Annotated in this window: 16 protein-coding genes; 11 read left to right on the top strand and 5 right to left on the bottom strand. The window is 73.7% G+C overall.

Translation table 11 applies throughout. From position 1 onward, the window contains the following. Positions 1-91: 91 nt before the first annotated feature. From BOQ63_RS38440 to BOQ63_RS38410, 7 genes are all read left to right on the top strand, one after another. A complete protein-coding gene (locus BOQ63_RS38440) occupies positions 92-1,435 on the top strand; it encodes a M1 family metallopeptidase (RefSeq protein ID WP_030285244.1) in 1,344 nt (447 codons plus the stop codon). A 72-nt stretch (positions 1,436-1,507) separates the two neighbouring features. Further along, positions 1,508-2,887: a serine hydrolase domain-containing protein gene (locus BOQ63_RS38435; RefSeq protein WP_030285242.1), complete on the top strand. Its 1,380-nt coding sequence runs from the start codon at positions 1,508-1,510 to the stop codon at positions 2,885-2,887. A 280-nt stretch (positions 2,888-3,167) separates the two neighbouring features. Then, a complete protein-coding gene (locus BOQ63_RS38430) occupies positions 3,168-4,001 on the top strand; it encodes a GNAT family N-acetyltransferase (protein ID WP_030285240.1) in 834 nt (277 codons plus the stop codon). Beyond that, positions 3,998-4,894, top strand: a complete 897-nt coding sequence (locus BOQ63_RS38425) for a lysophospholipid acyltransferase family protein (RefSeq protein WP_150476290.1) — start codon at positions 3,998-4,000, stop codon at positions 4,892-4,894. The genes BOQ63_RS38430 and BOQ63_RS38425 overlap by 4 nt, the downstream gene beginning before the upstream one ends. A gap of 191 nt (positions 4,895-5,085) precedes the next feature. Further along, on the top strand, positions 5,086-5,283 hold the full coding sequence (locus BOQ63_RS38420; RefSeq protein ID WP_141763626.1) for a hypothetical protein: 198 nt from the start codon (positions 5,086-5,088) through the stop codon (positions 5,281-5,283). 81 nt (positions 5,284-5,364) lie between these two features. Then, a complete protein-coding gene (pip, locus tag BOQ63_RS38415) occupies positions 5,365-6,327 on the top strand; it encodes a prolyl aminopeptidase (RefSeq protein ID WP_030285234.1) in 963 nt (320 codons plus the stop codon). Between the two features lie 75 nt (positions 6,328-6,402). Then, a complete protein-coding gene (locus tag BOQ63_RS38410; RefSeq protein WP_030285232.1) occupies positions 6,403-7,401 on the top strand; it encodes a YdcF family protein in 999 nt (332 codons plus the stop codon). A gap of 90 nt (positions 7,402-7,491) precedes the next feature. Here the strand turns inward: BOQ63_RS38410 and mca are convergent, their stop codons facing one another. Both mca and BOQ63_RS38400 read right to left on the bottom strand, forming a co-directional pair. Beyond that, on the bottom strand, positions 7,492-8,406 hold the full coding sequence (gene mca, locus BOQ63_RS38405; protein ID WP_223886166.1) for a mycothiol conjugate amidase Mca: 915 nt from the start codon (positions 8,404-8,406) through the stop codon (positions 7,492-7,494). A 72-nt stretch (positions 8,407-8,478) separates the two neighbouring features. Continuing rightward, on the bottom strand, positions 8,479-9,927 hold the full coding sequence (locus BOQ63_RS38400) for an MDR family MFS transporter (protein WP_107488599.1): 1,449 nt from the start codon (positions 9,925-9,927) through the stop codon (positions 8,479-8,481). Positions 9,928-10,055: 128 nt separating this feature from the next. Between BOQ63_RS38400 and BOQ63_RS38395 the strand changes: the two genes are divergently transcribed. From BOQ63_RS38395 to murQ, 4 genes are all read left to right on the top strand, one after another. Beyond that, positions 10,056-10,718, top strand: a complete 663-nt coding sequence (locus tag BOQ63_RS38395; protein WP_072655837.1) for a TetR/AcrR family transcriptional regulator — start codon at positions 10,056-10,058, stop codon at positions 10,716-10,718. A 181-nt stretch (positions 10,719-10,899) separates the two neighbouring features. Next, on the top strand, positions 10,900-11,400 hold the full coding sequence (locus BOQ63_RS38390) for a hypothetical protein (RefSeq protein WP_072655836.1): 501 nt from the start codon (positions 10,900-10,902) through the stop codon (positions 11,398-11,400). A gap of 47 nt (positions 11,401-11,447) precedes the next feature. Beyond that, positions 11,448-12,128, top strand: a complete 681-nt coding sequence (locus BOQ63_RS38385; protein ID WP_072655835.1) for a DUF6445 family protein — start codon at positions 11,448-11,450, stop codon at positions 12,126-12,128. 107 nt (positions 12,129-12,235) lie between these two features. After that, positions 12,236-13,141, top strand: a complete 906-nt coding sequence (gene murQ, locus BOQ63_RS38380; RefSeq protein ID WP_030550164.1) for an N-acetylmuramic acid 6-phosphate etherase — start codon at positions 12,236-12,238, stop codon at positions 13,139-13,141. A gap of 123 nt (positions 13,142-13,264) precedes the next feature. Here murQ and BOQ63_RS38375 read toward each other — a convergent pair whose 3' ends face one another. The 3 genes from BOQ63_RS38375 to BOQ63_RS38365 all read right to left on the bottom strand — a co-directional run bounded on the left by BOQ63_RS38375 (position 13,265) and on the right by BOQ63_RS38365 (position 14,857). Next, positions 13,265-13,777 carry an isochorismatase family protein gene (locus BOQ63_RS38375; RefSeq protein ID WP_030285216.1) on the bottom strand — a complete coding sequence of 171 codons (513 nt, stop codon included), beginning with the start codon at positions 13,775-13,777 and terminating at the stop codon, positions 13,265-13,267. A 77-nt stretch (positions 13,778-13,854) separates the two neighbouring features. Beyond that, positions 13,855-14,388, bottom strand: a complete 534-nt coding sequence (locus BOQ63_RS38370) for a TetR/AcrR family transcriptional regulator C-terminal domain-containing protein (protein ID WP_072655833.1) — start codon at positions 14,386-14,388, stop codon at positions 13,855-13,857. Positions 14,389-14,620: 232 nt separating this feature from the next. Next, the gene (locus tag BOQ63_RS38365; RefSeq protein ID WP_318299391.1) at positions 14,621-14,857 is read right to left on the bottom strand and encodes a hypothetical protein; all 237 of its coding nucleotides are present in this window, start codon (positions 14,855-14,857) and stop codon (positions 14,621-14,623) included. Positions 14,858-15,012 lie beyond the last annotated feature (155 nt).

Raw genomic sequence — 15,012 nt, 5'->3', positions numbered from 1 at the left:
CCTCCCCGACAGGAACGCGGACATCCGTTCGGATACGACCACCCACCCGCCCACGACTCCCCGTCCCGGCCCTCAGGAAGCGCCCGCCCCCGTGAAGCCCCACCACGCCCCGCCGGCCGCCGGCGGTCCGGACCCGTACTTCCCGAACAGCGGTGACCACCGCTACCGGGTGCACCGCTACGAAATCGCCCTGGACTACCGGCCCGGGCCCAACCGGCTGGCCGCCTCGGCCCGGCTGAGCGCGGTGGCGAACGCGGCGCTGGCCGAGTTCGCGCTCGACCTGGCCGAGTTCCGGATCGGGCGGATGCTGGTCGACGGCAGAGCCGCCCGCTACACCCACCGCGGCGGCAAGCTTCGGGTCCGCCCGGCGAAGGCGCTCGCGGCGGGTGCGGCCTTCACCGTCGAGGTGCACTACACCGGCAACCCCCGGCCGGTGCGCAGCCCGTGGGGCGGGCTGGGCTGGGAGGAACTGACCGAGGGCGCGCTGGTGGCCAGTCAGCCGGTCGGCGCGCCGTCCTGGTACCCGTGCAACGACCGGCCCGCGGACAAGGCGACGTACCAGGTGGCGGTGACCACGCCGTCCCCGTTCACGGTGCTGTCCGGCGGGCGGCTGCTCACCCGGACCACCCGCGCCTCCAGCACCACCTGGGTGTACGAGCAGAGCGCGCCGACCTCGTCGTACCTGGTGACGGTCTCGATCGGGCACTACCGGCCGGTGCCGCTGACCGCCTGCCCCACCACGCCCCGGGCCGGTTCCGTACCGCAGACCGGGTACGTCCCGCAGCGGCTGGCCGATGCCTTCGCCCGGGACTTCGCCCGTCAGCCGGAGATGATGGCGTACTTCACCGAGGCCTTCGGGCCGTACCCGTTCGGCGAGTACGCGGTGGTGGTCGCGGACGAGGAACTGGACGTCCCGGTGGAGGCGCAGGGCGTGGCCACCTTCGGCACCAACCACCTCGGCGGCGGCTGGGAGCGCGAACGGCTGATCGCGCACGAGCTGGCCCACCAGTGGTTCGGCAACAGCGTCACCATCGCCGACTGGCGGCACATCTGGCTCAACGAGGGCTTCGCCAAGTACGCGGAGTGGCTCTGGTCCGAGCACACCGGCGGCCCCGGCGCGGCCGTGCACGCCGCCGCCGCGCACCGGCTGCTGGCCGGTCTGCCGCAGGACCTCCGGCTCGGCGACCCGGGCCGCAAGCTGATGTTCGACGACCGGCTGTACCAGCGCGGCGGCCTCACGGTGCACGCGCTGCGACGGGCACTCGGCGAGGACGCGTTCTTCGCGATGCTGCGGGACTGGGCGGGCGTCCACCAGCACGGCGTGGTCGCCACCTCCGATCTGCTCGCGCATGCCTCCCGGTACACCGCCACCCCGCTCGGCCCGCTGTTCGAGGCGTGGCTGGAGCGGCCGGAGCTGCCGCCGCTGACGGGCTGACCGGTAGGTTCGCGCCGGTCCGCGGCGCGGCTGGACTACTGTCCGTCCATGCCGATGAGTTCAGACGACCAGATGACCGAGCAGCCCGACCACCTGCTGCCCACCACCCGCCGTGCCCTGCTGCACCGCGTCGCCGTCGCCCAGGCCGAGGGCCGTACCCCCTCTCTGGTGGCCGGGGTGGTACGGGAGGGCCGGCTGGTCTGGAGCGGCGCCCGCAGCATGATCGACGGGCACGCGCCGGATGCGGACGTCCAGTACCGAATCGGCTCGCTCACCAAGACCTTCGTCGCGGTGCTGGTGCTCCGGCTGCGCGACGAGGGCCTGCTCGACCTCGCCGACCCGCTGGGCCGCCACCTGCCCGGCACCCCCGCCGACGACGTCACCGTCGCCCAACTGCTCGCCCACTCCGGCGGGCTCGCCGCCGAGACGCCCGCGCCCTGGTGGGAGCGGACGGACGGCGCCCTGCGGCCCGAACTTGGCGACCTGCTGGAGGAGGAGAGCCCGCTCAAGCACCCGGCCGGCCGGTGCCACCACTACTCCAACCCCGGCTACGCGCTGCTCGGAGCGCTGGTCGAGAAGGTGCGCGGCGAACCCTGGGGCGAGGTGCTGCGCCGCGAGGTGCTGGCCCCGCTCGGCCTGGACCGCACCACCCTGCTGCCCGAGCACCCGCACGCCGGGGGCTTCGCCGTCCACCCCTGGGCCGACGTCATGCTGCCCGAACCCCTCACCGACACCGGCCTGATGGCCCCAGCCGGTCAACTCTGGTCCACCGGCGCCGACCTGGCCCGCTGGGCGGCCTTCCTGGCCGCCGGCGACGACAAGGTGCTGAGCGCCGACACCCTCGCCGAGATGAGCCGCCCGGCCATCGGCCCGGCGGACGCCGACTGGACCTCCGGCTACGGCCTCGGCCTCCAACTGCGCCGACACGAGGGCCGGCTGCTGTACGGCCACACCGGCTCGATGCCCGGCTTCACCGCCGGGCTGTGGGTCAGCGCCGAGGACGGCCTGGCCGCCTTCGCCCTCTCCAACGCCACCAGCGGCGCCAACACCCCCCTCCTGGCGGCCCAGTTGATCGGCATCACGGCCGCCCACGAGCCCCGGCTGCCCGCCCCCTGGCGCCCGCTCACCGAGGTCGACCAGGAGCTCCTCGCGCTCACCGGCCCCTGGTACTGGGGCGCCGCGCCCAACGTCCTGCGGCTGCACGCCGACGGCGTCCTGGAGTTGACCCCGGACGCCGGCGGCCACCGGGGCTCCCGTTTCCGGCCCCAGCCGGACGGCAGCTGGCTCGGCCTGGACAACTACTACGCGGGCGAGACTCTGCGGGTGGTGCGGCACGCCGACGGGACGGTCAGCCACCTGGACGTCGGCTCCTTCGTCTACACCCGCGAGCCGTACGGACCGGCCGGCGCCGTTCCCGGGGGTTTCGACCCGCAGGGCTGGCAGGCGTTCTGAGCCCTTGCCGCGGTGACGGCGGGGGCGCGTGAGGCAGGTGTGCGCCCCCGTTGTCCACCCCGGTCGAACGACCGCCCGGTGCCGGGCAGATGACCACCAGGCTGCGCCAGGTCCCATTCAACAGGTGCACATCTGCGCTCCGCCGGGCCGCAACGTGAATGCCAACCGGCTTGGAGACACATACGGGGACCGGTTCGCATCCATGCCCGACTCCTGCGGACCGGGACGGTGCCCTGGCGATCCACGGCACCGCCGATCGTGCTGCCCTGGAGGGTCCGCCATGACCACCGTCCCCACGTACGCTCCGTCCGCAGTCGCCCCCACCCACGACGCCCCGGCGGTCCCCGCCCGTCGCCACCAGCCGGCCGCGGCCGCCGCCTACACCATCTCCCTCGCGCACGACGAGGACGACGTGCGCGCCGCGCAGCGGCTGCGCCACCAGGTCTTCGCCGCCGAACTCGGCGCCGATCTGCACAGCCCGGTCGCCGGACTCGACATCGACCCGTTCGACGAGCACTGCGACCACCTGCTGGTCCGGGAGGGCGAGGGCGGCACCGTCGTCGGCACCTACCGGCTGCTGCGCCCCGAGGCCGCCCGCCGGGCCGGACGGCTGTACTCCGACGGCGAGTTCGACCTGTCCGCGCTGTCGCCGGTCCGGGCCGGCCTGGTCGAACTCGGCCGCTCCTGCATCCACCCCGACCACCGGGGCAACGGCGCGGTCATCAACCTGATGTGGGGCGGCATCGCCCGCTACCTCGCCGACACCGGCAACACCTGGGTCGGCGGCTGCTGCTCGATCGGCCTGGAGGACGGCGGCGGCACCGCCGCCCGGGTCTGGGACACCGTCAGCGCCCAGTACCTGGCCCCCGAGCAGTACCGGGTCACCCCGCACCGCCGCTGGGACGCCACCGGCGTGCCGCGTGCCGAGCGCGGCGCCCTGCCCGCCCTGCTCCGCGGCTACCTGCGGCTCGGCGCCTGGGTCTGCGGCGAGCCCGCGTACGACCCCGACTTCGACTGCGCCGACCTGTACGTGCTGCTGTCACTGGAGCGCACCGACCCGCGCTACCTGCGGCACTTCCTGTCCGGAGCACCCACCCTGGGCGCCTCGTCATGAGCGTCTGGCTCCCGACCGCACCCTGCCGACCGGACACCTGCCTGGGCGAGCGCACGCCGGAGGTCTCGCAGCCCCGGCGGGCGCTGCGGCTGACCGCCTGCCTGGTCGCGGTGCTCGTGGGTGTGCTGCTCAGCCTGCCGGTGCGGCTACTGCCGTACGGCACCCGGGACCGGCTGATCCGGCTCTGGGCCCGGGTGCTGCTGCGCACCCTCGGGGTGACCGTCAACCTCGGGACGACCGGGACGACCGGGACGACCGGGACGGCCCGAGCGGGCGGAGCCAGTGACGGCGGCGCGGCGGTCGGCGCCGGGGCGGTCGGCGCCGGGGCGGTCGGCGCCGACGGGGCACTGGTGGTGGCCAACCACGTGTCCTGGCTGGACATCCCGCTGCTCGCCGCCGGGCGGCCGGGGCGCTCGCTGGCCAAGACCGAGGTCCGCAAGTGGCCGGTACTCGGGCCCCTGGTCGCCTGGGGCGGCACCGTGTTCCTGGACCGCGACCGGCTGCGCACGCTCCCGGACACCGTGGCGGCCGTGACCGAGGTGCTGCGCTCCGGGCACCCGGTGATCGTCTTCCCGGAGGGGTCGACCTGGTGCGGGCGGGAGAGCGGCCGGTTCCGGCCCGCACTGTTCCAGGCGGCGGTGGAGGCGGGCGCCTTCGTCCAGCCGGTGACGATCCGCTACCGGCTGGCGGACGGACGGCCGACCAGCGCGCCCGCCTTCATCGGCGACGACGGGCTGCTCACCTCGCTCGCCCGGGTGGTCGCGGTGCGCGGGCTGGTCGCGGACGTCACCTTCCTGCCGCCGATCCCGCCACCCGGGCCGCAGCCCACCCGGGCGGGCGCCCGGCGGGAGCTGGCGCGGGCGGCACAGGCGGCGGTGGAGGGGATCCGCTGAGGCGGTCGTGTCCGTTCCACTCGCGCCGCCCGCCCGGCTCGGCTCGGCTCCGTTCAGGCGGAACGGGCCCCGTCCTCCGGCCGCGCGTCGCCAGGCCGGCCGCGGCGAGCGGACGGCCCCGGCCGAGCAGGACGGCGACCAGCACGGCGGTGACGGCGAGCGCCACCGAACCGCAGCGCAGCGCGAGGTGGATGCCGTCGACGAAGGCGCCGTCCACCGCCTGCCGGACCGGCCCGGGCAGCGTGTGGGCGTGCTCGCCGTACATCGACAGCCCGCCGAGGCCGACGGCGCAGAGCAGGAGGCCGAGCACCATCAGCGGCCGGGGGCCGGTCCTCTGCGTCCTCTACGCCTCCTTCGGCACCGCCTTCGGGCTGGACATCGGGATCTGATCGACAACCGACGGCCGCGCGGCCCCGGAGGCGGGTAGGCTCACCCGGCAGCCCGCCCGAACGTTCACGGAGGAGTGTCCGATGCCCGAACCGTACCGCCACGACGAGCCGTACGCCCAGGGCCTGTTGGACGTCGGTGACGGGCAGCGGATCCACTGGAACACCTCCGGCGACCCGGCCGGGAAGCCGGCCGTGGTGGTGCACGGCGGCCCCGGCTCGGGCCACAACCCTGGCTCCCGGCGCTACTTCGACCCGCGGCGCTACCGCGTCGTGCAGTACGACCAGCGCGGCTGCGGGCGCAGCCTGCCGCACGCCGCCGACCCGTCGACCGGGCTGGAGCACAACACCACCGCACACCTGGTCGCCGACCTGGAGCGGCTGCGCGAGCACCTGGGCATCGACAAGTGGCTGCTCTACGGCGGCTCCTGGGGATCCACGCTGATCCTGGCGTACGCCGAGGCCCACCCGGAGCGGGTCTCCGGGATCGTGGTCTGCGGGGTCACCATGACGCGCCCGGAGGAACTCGAGTGGCTGTACCAGGGCGTCGGCCGCTTCCTGCCCGGCCCCTGGGAGGAGTTCCGCGACTTCCTGCCCGCCGCCGACCGGGACGGCGACGTGTTCGACCTGCTCGCCGCCTACAGTCGACAGCTCAACAGCCCCGAGGAGAGCGTCCGTCGGGCCGCCGCCCGAGCCTGGGCCACCTGGGAGGACGCGGTCATCTCGCACGAGGTGCTGGGCAAGCCGAACGCCTACTCCGACCGCCCCTCCGACGCCCTGATGGCCTTCACCCGGATCACGGCGCACTACTTCTCGCACCGGGCCTTCCTGGCGGACGGCCAACTGCTGAGCAACGCCGGACGACTGGCCGGGATCCCGGGCGAGCTGATCCACGGCCGGCTCGACCTCGGCGGGCCGCTGCACACCCCATGGCAACTGGCCAAAGCCTGGCCGGACGCACGGCTGACGGTGATCGACGAGGCCGGACACACCGGCAGTCCGCGGATGGCGGAGGCCCTGCTCGCCGCCGTCGAACGCTTCGCCTGAGGAACGGAACGCCCTGGGGCTACCGGGCCGTTCGTGAAGATGATCTACAAGTCTTCTCCCCCTACGATACGACTCATGCTCGCTTATGCCCCAGCCGCCCTGTTCTTCCTGCTGTGCGGAATCGGGGTGCTGCGCGACCGCCGCCGGTTCAGCAACGCCGTCCTGCTCGGCATCGCCGTCTCGCTCCTCGCCCTCGCCCTGCTCACCGAACTCCGCAGGGCGCCCACGCTGGTGGCGGAGCTCGCGGCGGTGGCGATCATCCTGTTGCCGACCATCGGAACGGTGGCCCTGGTCTGGTTCCTGCTCGCCAACGGCGTGACGATGATCCGCAAGGAGGGGCGACGCCCGGCCAATCTGCTCTCCCTACTCGCCGGACTGGGCATCATCGCCGTCATCGCGTTGCTCGTCGCCGCCATCGCCACCCGCTCACCGCGGCTCGGCATCCTGGCGGGCACCGCCGTGCTCGTGGTCGGCTACGTCTCCTTCCTGTTCGTCTGCTTCGTCGGTTACGCCTTCCTGTACGGTCGCCACCGGCCGCGAGGGGACGTGGACTTCGTCGTCGTCCTCGGCTCCGGCCTGATCGGCGGCGAGCGCGTCCCGCCGCTGCTGGCCAGCCGGCTCATCCGGGGCCGCGAGGTGTACGAGCGGCAGGCCGCGCGCGGCAACCCGCCGGTGCTGATCACCTCGGGCGGCCAGGGTCCGGACGAGAAGCTGCCGGAGTCCGACGCCATGGCCGCCTACCTGATCGAGCGCGGCTTCCCGGCCCAGCACATCGAGCGCGAGGACCGCTCGCGCACCACCGAGGAGAACCTGCTCTTCAGCAGGGCCATCATGGAGCGGGCCAAGCCCGACTACCGCTGCGTCGTGGTGACCAACAACTTCCACGCCTTCCGGGCCGCGTTGACCGCCCGCAAGACCGGGGTCAACGGGCACGTCTTCGGCTCGCCCACTGCCCGCTACTACTGGCCGAGCGCGACGATCCGCGAGTTCGCGGCGATCTTCCTCTCACACAAGCTGGTCAACTTCGGGATCTGCGGCCTCCTTGCGCTCTGTGGGGTGCTGGCGGCGCTCTGAGCGCCCCCACCCCCGCTGGTTCTCGGGGTGTCCGGGGCGGCAGGCTGAGGGTTCGTCATGAGATCAACCTGCCCTGTTCGAACATCTCGCTCAAGCCCCTTCCGCCGCCTTCACCCCCGCGAACAGATCGTTCTCGACCGCACCGACTGCACCGGCTGTCGGGACCGGGTTGCCGGGCCCGGACACGAAGCTCCGCGCCAGGTGGTAGTCCTCGGTCGGCCAGACCTCGCGCTCGATGTCCCGTGGGTGGGCCATGAACGCCACTCCGGGCTGGACCTGGGTGGCGTGCGCCAGCATCGCCGCATCGCGTACGGCGAACTGCTCGGCGCACTCGATCCGGGTGGTGGTCGCGAGGGCGGGCGGGGTATCGGGCCAGCCGGCGAGCAGTTCGCCCATCTCCGAAGCGACTCCGCGCTCCGTCATGGCGTCGTGCAGCGTCTGGAACCAGGCCCGGGAGAGCGCCAGGTGGTAGTAGAGCTTGGCCACCTGCCACGGCTCACCCGCCCCGGGGTGGCGCTTCGGGTCGGCAGCCGCCTCGAAGGCCTCGACGGCGACCTTGTGGGTCATCACGTGGTCCGGGTGCGGGTATCCACCCGTCTCGTCGTAGGTGATCACGACGTGGGGACGGAACTCCCTGATCAGCGCGACCAGTGGTGCCGCCGCGACCTCCAACGGCTGGGCTGCGAAGCAGCCTTCCGGCAGCGGCTCGTCCGGACCCGGCATCCCTGAGTCGACGAAGCCGAGGAACTGCTGCCGTACTCCGAGGATTTCACGTGCGGCGTCCATCTCCTCGCGCCGGATCCGGGTGAGGTCGGCCCGGACCTCGGGCCGGTCCAGTGCCGGGTTGAGCACCGAGCCGCGCTCGCCACCCGTGCAGGTCGCGACCAGGACGTCCACGCCCTCGGCCGCGTACCGGGCGAGGGTGGCCGCGCCCTTGCTGGATTCGTCGTCGGGGTGGGCGTGCACGGTGAGCAGCCGCAGACCGCCGGAGCGCTTGGTGAACACGGGTACCTCCAGAGTGGAACAGGCCGAAAAGGTCGAATGGGAATGGGGGGGTGAGCAAGGACCGGCGGCCGGTCAGTCCGCCGTACGGGCGGAGCCCGGGTAGAGCATGGCCGGTGCGATCGAGAGCGCCGACAGTGCCAGCACCCACCAGAAGGTCGCGCCGAAGGCCGCCCCGGGATGGTCCGGGTGCCCCGCCTGGACCTGTCCGAGGACCAAGGTCAGCACCGCCGTACCGAGCGCCCCGCCGAGCCGGTTGAGAACGTTGACCGCACCTGCGGCCGCGGGCACCTGGGCCTTCTCGACGCTCGCGTACACGGCCGCCATCCCGGGGATCACGGTGATCCCCATGCCCACTCCGCGCAGCGCCAGCGAGCCGACGACCAGCCAGTCGGCCGGGCCGGACCCGTCACCGAGCTGGGTGAAGGCGAGGGTGCCGAGCAGCGAGCAGCCGATGCCGATCAGGATCAGCGGGCGCGGCGCGAAGCGGTCGGCTATTCGGCCGGACAGCAGCGAGGTGACCGCCGTTCCGAGCGCCTGGGGCGCCAGCAGCAGCCCGGCCGCCACCGCTCCGGTGTGCTCCACCTGCTGGTAGTAGAGCGGCACCAGGAACATCGAGCTGTACAACACGGCTCCCTGCAGGAAGCTGTTCGCCGTCGCCACCGCGAAGCCCCGCCGTGCGAACAACCGCAGGTCGATCAGCGGAGCCCGCTCGCCACAGCGCCCGACCCGCAGAGCGTGCGGCCCGTATGCCGCCAGCAGCACCGTGCCCGCGGCGACCGCCACCGGGCCGGCCGCGCCGCCCCCGCCGACCGTGGACAGTCCGTAGACCAGTGCCGTCAGGCCGGGCGACAACAACAGCAGACCGGTCACGTCCAGCCGCGGCCGCGGGAGCTCGGACCGGGCTCCGGTCGGGAGCCAGCGGGCCGCCAGCAGCACGGTGAGCAGCCCCACCGGAACGTTCAGCAGGAACATCCAGCGCCAGCCCAGGCGCTCCAGCACCACCCCGCCGAGGATCGGCCCCAGCACCGGGGCCAGGCTGATCGGGAGCAGGAGGGTGCCCATCACCCGGCCGATCCGGGTCGGGCCGGCCGCCTGCACCATGATCGTCTGCCCGAGCGGCTGGATCATGCCGCCACCGACGCCCTGGAGCACCCGGAAGGCGACCAGGCTGCCTGTCGACCAGGCCAGGCCGCACAGCGCGGATCCGAGAACGAACAGGACGACCGAGCCGAGCCAGGCCCGCCTGGCCCCCAACCGACCGGCCGCCCAGCCCGAGAGCGGCATGGTGAGTGATATCGCCAACAGGTACCCCGTGGCCACCCACTGCACCCCCACCATCGAGCTGCGCAGGTCGCGGGCGACCGAATCGATGCCGACGTTGACGATCGTGGTGTCCAGCAGGGCCAGGATCGGGCCCAGCGCGAGCACCACACCCATCTTCCACAGGCCCGGCGGCAAGGGCTCGGACCGCACCGGCCGCACCTTGCCCGACCTGCCCTTCGTGGTGACCGACGTGGTCATGCACCCCTCCCCTGGGTCGCTCCTCCGGCGGCCGCACCGACCACCCGGGAAGAACTTAGGACCGACCCATTGATTAGGTCAAGCACAATTCCTGTGCTCGGCCCAGCGAGCTGCGCTAGGCTCGGGTCATGACCGACACCGGCACCGCCCCGAACCTGCGCGAACTCAACAAACGCCGCACCCGCGAGGCGATCTCGCACGCCGCGACCAGGCTCTTCATCGAGCGCGGCTTCGACCGCACGACCATCGCCGAGGTGGCGGCAGCCGCCGGGGTCGCCAAGATGACCGTCACCAACCACTTTCCGCGCAAGGAGGACCTCTTCTTCGACCTGCACGAGGAGATCGTCGACCGGCTCCCCCACGCCGTCGCCCAGCGCGCCCCCGGCGAGTCCGCCCTCGCCGCACTGCGCCGCGACTGCCTGGCCGGCCTGGACCGGCGCGACCCGCGACTCGGCTTCTCCGGCCCCGACTTCGCCCGCACCATCGCCGAGAGCCCCGCCCTCGGCGCCCGGCTGCGCGAGCTGAACGAGCAGAGCGAGGCCGCACTCGCCGAGGCGCTGGCCGAGGCCGTGTACCCGGCTCCCGACGGACCCCGGGGCGTCGACTTCGAGAGCCGGGTCGCCGCCGCCCTGCTCGCCGCCGTCGACCGGGCCGTGCTCTCCGAGGTCTTCCGCCGCACCCTGGCCGGAGAGGAGCAGGGCGCCATCGCCGACGCCGTCCGCCCCTCCGCCGCCCGGGCCTTCGACCGACTGGAGGGCGCGCTCGGCTCCTACGCCGTCCGCGAGGGCTGACCGGACGGCCCGGCCGGGCCGGCAGACGCCCGCGAAGCCGTCCGGAGCGGGCACGCCGAAGGACCGGTCGGCGCCGCCCAACCGGCGCCGGACGGGCTGCTACAGCCCCGAGAGCTGGGACAACGCCCACTGCTGGGCACTGCTGACGCCGATCAACCGGCCGAACTTCTGCTATGTCTCCGTGCTCCAGCCCGCCGTCACCACGGTCCCGCTGCTGATCGGCGTGTTCGTCGGTGCGCCGCCGCCGGCCCAGGAGCACCTGGGCGTCCTCGTCGGCCAGTTGACGCGCCGGACGCTGCCCGCGATGTTCCTCACCGGCGCCCTGGTCGCGACGGTCCACGGCCTGGTCCACTGGGCCCGCCCGTCCTTCTACCCCACCGTCGACGAGACGGCGCCGCGGAACACCGCGCAGCCCACCGACGCCTGGCTGATCAACTGCGGGCCGTCATGCCGGACGGCAGCCGCATCAGCTCCGACGCGTGCCCCGGCACCCACCGGTGCGACGGTCCACCGGCACCTGGCTCAAGTACCCCCCTCCGCGCACTCCGTCCCGATCCAACTCGTCGAGGCCGGGATCCTGTTGGCGCGCACCCTCCTCGTCCTCGCGACGCTCTTCCTCCGCATCCCTCGACGAGGGCCCCGGGACCCGCTCCCGCCTGCGCATCCCTTGACGAAAGGTTGACCTGTTCACGGCAGATAGTTGACGCGGGGCGCCCCTATGGTCGGCCCATGCCCTCACAGCCCATCAGGTCCACCGCACTGCCGGTCCTGCCCTACCGCAAGCCCACCCGCGGCCGGGACTACTGGGTCCTGGACAACGTCCTGCCCGACCCGGACGCGGTCCGCGAACGCGTCCTGGCACGCGGCGACTGGACCGAGGGCTACCCGTACCGCCCCGAGACCTGGCCCGGCCTGCGCACCATGCCCGGCCTGGAGCCGGACGAGCTGGCGCGGGTCGAGGCCCAGGTCCGCAAGGCCACCGGTGCCTCCCGGCTCTGGGTGCAGAGCACTCCGGGCGGCGGCACGCTCAACCACAACTGCGTCCAGGTCGTCGGCGCCGGCGAGTCGGAGTCCCGCCCCCACACCGACTCCCGCGCGCTCTGCCGCTACGCCGCCGTGCTCTACCTGAGCCCGGACGCACCCAAGGACGCCGGCACCAGCTTCTACCGGCAGCAGTTCCCCGGCGGCCGCCTCGGCGGCAACCTGGTCAACGCCCCGCACAACAACCTGGTCGAGGCCCTCGGCACCCGCCATGTCCCCGCCGACCACTTCACCGAGGACGTCCGCGTCCCCAACCGCTACAACCAACTGCTCCTCTACCACGCCAACCTGATCCACAGCGCCACGAACTACTACGGCACCGACCTGGCGGACCGCCGGATGACGGCCGTCTTCTTCTGGATGGCCTGACGAACGAACCGGCGGCCCCGCACAGGAGCGGCAGCCCACAGGACTGACAGCGCCCGTAGGATCGCAGAGACCAGCCATTGGCACCCCTGGACACCCCCGAGGCCGCGATGACCCAGGACGCCGTACCCGCCACCGAGACGGTCCGCGCCGACTGGGCCGGGATCGACCGGCTGCCCACGCTCGACCTGCTCCACCTGATGAACGCCGAGGACCGCACCGTCCCCGCCGCCGTCGCCGGGCAGTTGGCGGCGATCGCCGCCGTGGTGGACGCCGCAGCCGCCCGGATGGCGCGCGGCGGGCGGCTGGTCTACGCCGGTGCGGGCACGGCCGGGCGGCTCGGGGTCCTGGACGCCGCCGAGTGCCCGCCGACCTTCGGCACCGATCCCGGCCTGGTGGTCGGCCTGATCGCGGGTGGCCGGACGGCCGTGACGGAGGCCGTCGAGGGCGCCGAGGACCGCACCGATCTCGCCGAGGCGGACGTCGCGGCGCTCGGCCTCACCCCGGCCGACACCCTGGTGGGCGTCTCCGCCTCGGGCCGCACCCCGTACCCGCTGGCCGCCGTCCGCGCGGCGCGGGCGGCCGGTGCGCTGACCGTCGGGCTGGCCTGCAACCGGGGTTCGGCGCTGGCGGCGGCGGCGGACCTCGGGATCGAGGTGGAGGTCGGACCGGAGGTGCTCGCCGGGTCCACCCGGCTGAAGGCGGGCACCGCGCAGAAGCTGGTGCTCAACCTGCTCTCCACGGCTGTGATGGTCCGCCTCGGCCGGACGTACGGAAATCTGATGGTCGACCTGCGGGCCACCAACGCCAAGCTCCGCGACCGCGCCCGCCGGATCGTCGCCGAGGCCACCGGCGCCGACGAGGAGGCCGTCCGCCGCGCCCTCGCCGCCACCGACGGCCGGGCGAAGGACGCCGTCCTGGTCCTGCTCGCGGACGTGGACGCACCCACCGCCGCCCGCCTCCTCGCCGCCACCGCCGGACGCCTGCGCGACGCCCTGGAACTGCCGAGGGAGTAGGACCCGCCCGGGCGTCCGGCCGCCGCAACTGAGAGCCCTGAAGTCATCGCCAGTCAATCACTGCCATTCGAGCAGCGAATTCCGACCGCCTGAGCACCCCCGCCAGGATGCGCCGGACAGGTCCTAACCCAGCCGCAGGTCCGCCGAGGCCACGACCTCTCCCAGCCGCGGGAAGTTCAGGTCCACCGAGGCCCGGTGCTCCGCCTCGGTCAGCCCGGTCATCGCGTCCTCGACGAAGACCAGCCGGTAGCCGCGGTCGGCGGCCGCGCGGGCGCTGGACTCCACGCCGAGGTTGGTGGCGATCCCGGTGAAGACCAGGGTCTCCACGCCGCGGGCCTGGAGCAGTTCGTGCAGCCCGGTGTCCTCGAAGGCGCCGATGGTGCGCTTCACCACGACCTCGTCGGCCGCCGCCTCCACCTCGGCCGTCAGCTCGCTGCCGGGCGGCTGCTCGGCGACACCCGGCCGCTCGACCCGCACCGCGACGACGGGCGCGCCGGCGGCGCGGAAGTCCTCGGCGAGCTTCAACGAGGCCGTCACGACCTCCGAGCCGGTGTGCGGAGCGAGCTGGCGGGCGACGATCCGGTCCATCAGGTCGATCAGCACCAGGGCCGTGGTGCGGGCATCAAGGGTGGTCATGGCGCACACGCTAGCCCATCCCCCTCACCCCGGGGCCGGCCCCGCCTCCCGCGCGACCTCCGCCCGAAACCCCTCGGTCAGCACCCGCAGCCCGTAGCCTGCAGCCCGTAGTCGAAGTCGGCGTCGTGGTCGGTCATCCGCAGTACGTCGGCGGCCTCGCTGAGCAGTGGCAGGTCGCGCAGGGCCTCGTCCGGGAACGGCGGCCGGGCGCGCTCCGCGGCGTCCCGTCGCCAGGCCTGCTCCTCGGTGACCCAGCCCATGATGGACCGGTCGACGGTCAGCAGCAGCCGCAGCGCGGTGCGCGGCCGCGGCCCGGCCCGGCCGAGCGCGCTCAACTGGGCTTCGATGGCCGGGAGTTCGTCTTCGGTGGGCAGGGTTCCGGCGCGCACCCGGGCGCCGTCGCGGTAGGCGAGCAGGGCGGTGCGCTTGGCACGGGCGTCGGCGGCGGTCCACTCGGGCCAGTGCTCCGGATCCGGCTCGCGGTCGGGCGGGAGCGCCTCGGCGAGCATCGCCTCGGTCTTCACCATGACGGCGATCCCGCTGCAGATCGCCGACCTCACCGGCTCGCCGCCCGCCGCGGGCGCCGTCGGCGCGGTCGAACTCGTGCCCACCGTCCTCTTCGGCCTCTACGGCGGAGTGCTCGCCGACCGCGCCGACCGCCGTACCGTCGCCCTGGCCACCGAGGTCGCGCTCACCGTGCTCAGTACCCTGCTGCTGGCCAACGCCCCTGATCGGCACGCCCGCCGTCTGACCGCTCTACCTCGCCACGGCCCTGGCCGCCGCCGTTCAGGGCCTCCAACAGCCCTCGCTGGAGGCGATGGTCCCGCGACTGGTACCACCGGATCAGCTGGTGGCGGCCGGAGCACTGCTCTCGCTGCGCCGGAGCATCGGCGGGGTGGCCGCGCCCGCGGCCGCCGTACTGCTGATCGCGACCGCCGGCGCACCGGCCGCGTACCTGGTCGGCCTCGGCACCTTCCTGCTGTCGATCGCCCTGCTCGCCCACGTCCGCCCCGTCCCCTCGGCGCGGGACGCCGGGGCGCCGCCGCTGCGCGAGTTCGCCGGGGCACCCGGACGTGGCACGCCGGCCCGACCTGCTGGGCACCTGCCTGGCCGACCTCGCCGCCACCGTTTCGCCCTGCCCACCGCCCTGTTCCCGTTCCCGGCCGAGGAGTTGGCCGCCCCCTGGGTGCTCGGCCTTCGGCCTGCTATAATCCGCGTCCGCGGCCGGCAGCCTG

It is taken from the genome of Streptomyces viridifaciens (assembly GCF_001888885.2).
GTDB lineage: Bacteria > Actinomycetota > Actinomycetes > Streptomycetales > Streptomycetaceae > Kitasatospora > Kitasatospora aureofaciens.
Note: the sequence above shows the minus strand (reverse complement) of the source record. Positions and strands in the feature narration are given on the sequence as shown.

What these genes read in the sequence shown, in the direction of transcription:
- BOQ63_RS38435 (WP_030285242.1), top strand. Translation starts at nt 1,508, where the DNA reads ATGACCGAGCAGCCCGACCACCTGCTGCCCACCACCCGCCGTGCCCTG.
- BOQ63_RS38430 (WP_030285240.1), top strand. Translation starts at nt 3,168, where the DNA reads ATGACCACCGTCCCCACGTACGCTCCGTCCGCAGTCGCCCCCACCCAC.
- BOQ63_RS38425 (WP_150476290.1), top strand. Translation starts at nt 3,998, where the DNA reads ATGAGCGTCTGGCTCCCGACCGCACCCTGCCGACCGGACACCTGCCTG.
- BOQ63_RS38420 (WP_141763626.1), top strand. Translation starts at nt 5,086, where the DNA reads ATGCCGTCGACGAAGGCGCCGTCCACCGCCTGCCGGACCGGCCCGGGC.
- pip (WP_030285234.1), top strand. Translation starts at nt 5,365, where the DNA reads ATGCCCGAACCGTACCGCCACGACGAGCCGTACGCCCAGGGCCTGTTG.
- BOQ63_RS38410 (WP_030285232.1), top strand. Translation starts at nt 6,403, where the DNA reads ATGCTCGCTTATGCCCCAGCCGCCCTGTTCTTCCTGCTGTGCGGAATC.
- BOQ63_RS38400 (WP_107488599.1), bottom strand. Translation starts at nt 9,927, where the DNA reads ATGACCACGTCGGTCACCACGAAGGGCAGGTCGGGCAAGGTGCGGCCG.
- BOQ63_RS38395 (WP_072655837.1), top strand. Translation starts at nt 10,056, where the DNA reads ATGACCGACACCGGCACCGCCCCGAACCTGCGCGAACTCAACAAACGC.
- BOQ63_RS38385 (WP_072655835.1), top strand. Translation starts at nt 11,448, where the DNA reads ATGCCCTCACAGCCCATCAGGTCCACCGCACTGCCGGTCCTGCCCTAC.
- murQ (WP_030550164.1), top strand. Translation starts at nt 12,236, where the DNA reads ATGACCCAGGACGCCGTACCCGCCACCGAGACGGTCCGCGCCGACTGG.
- BOQ63_RS38375 (WP_030285216.1), bottom strand. Translation starts at nt 13,777, where the DNA reads ATGACCACCCTTGATGCCCGCACCACGGCCCTGGTGCTGATCGACCTG.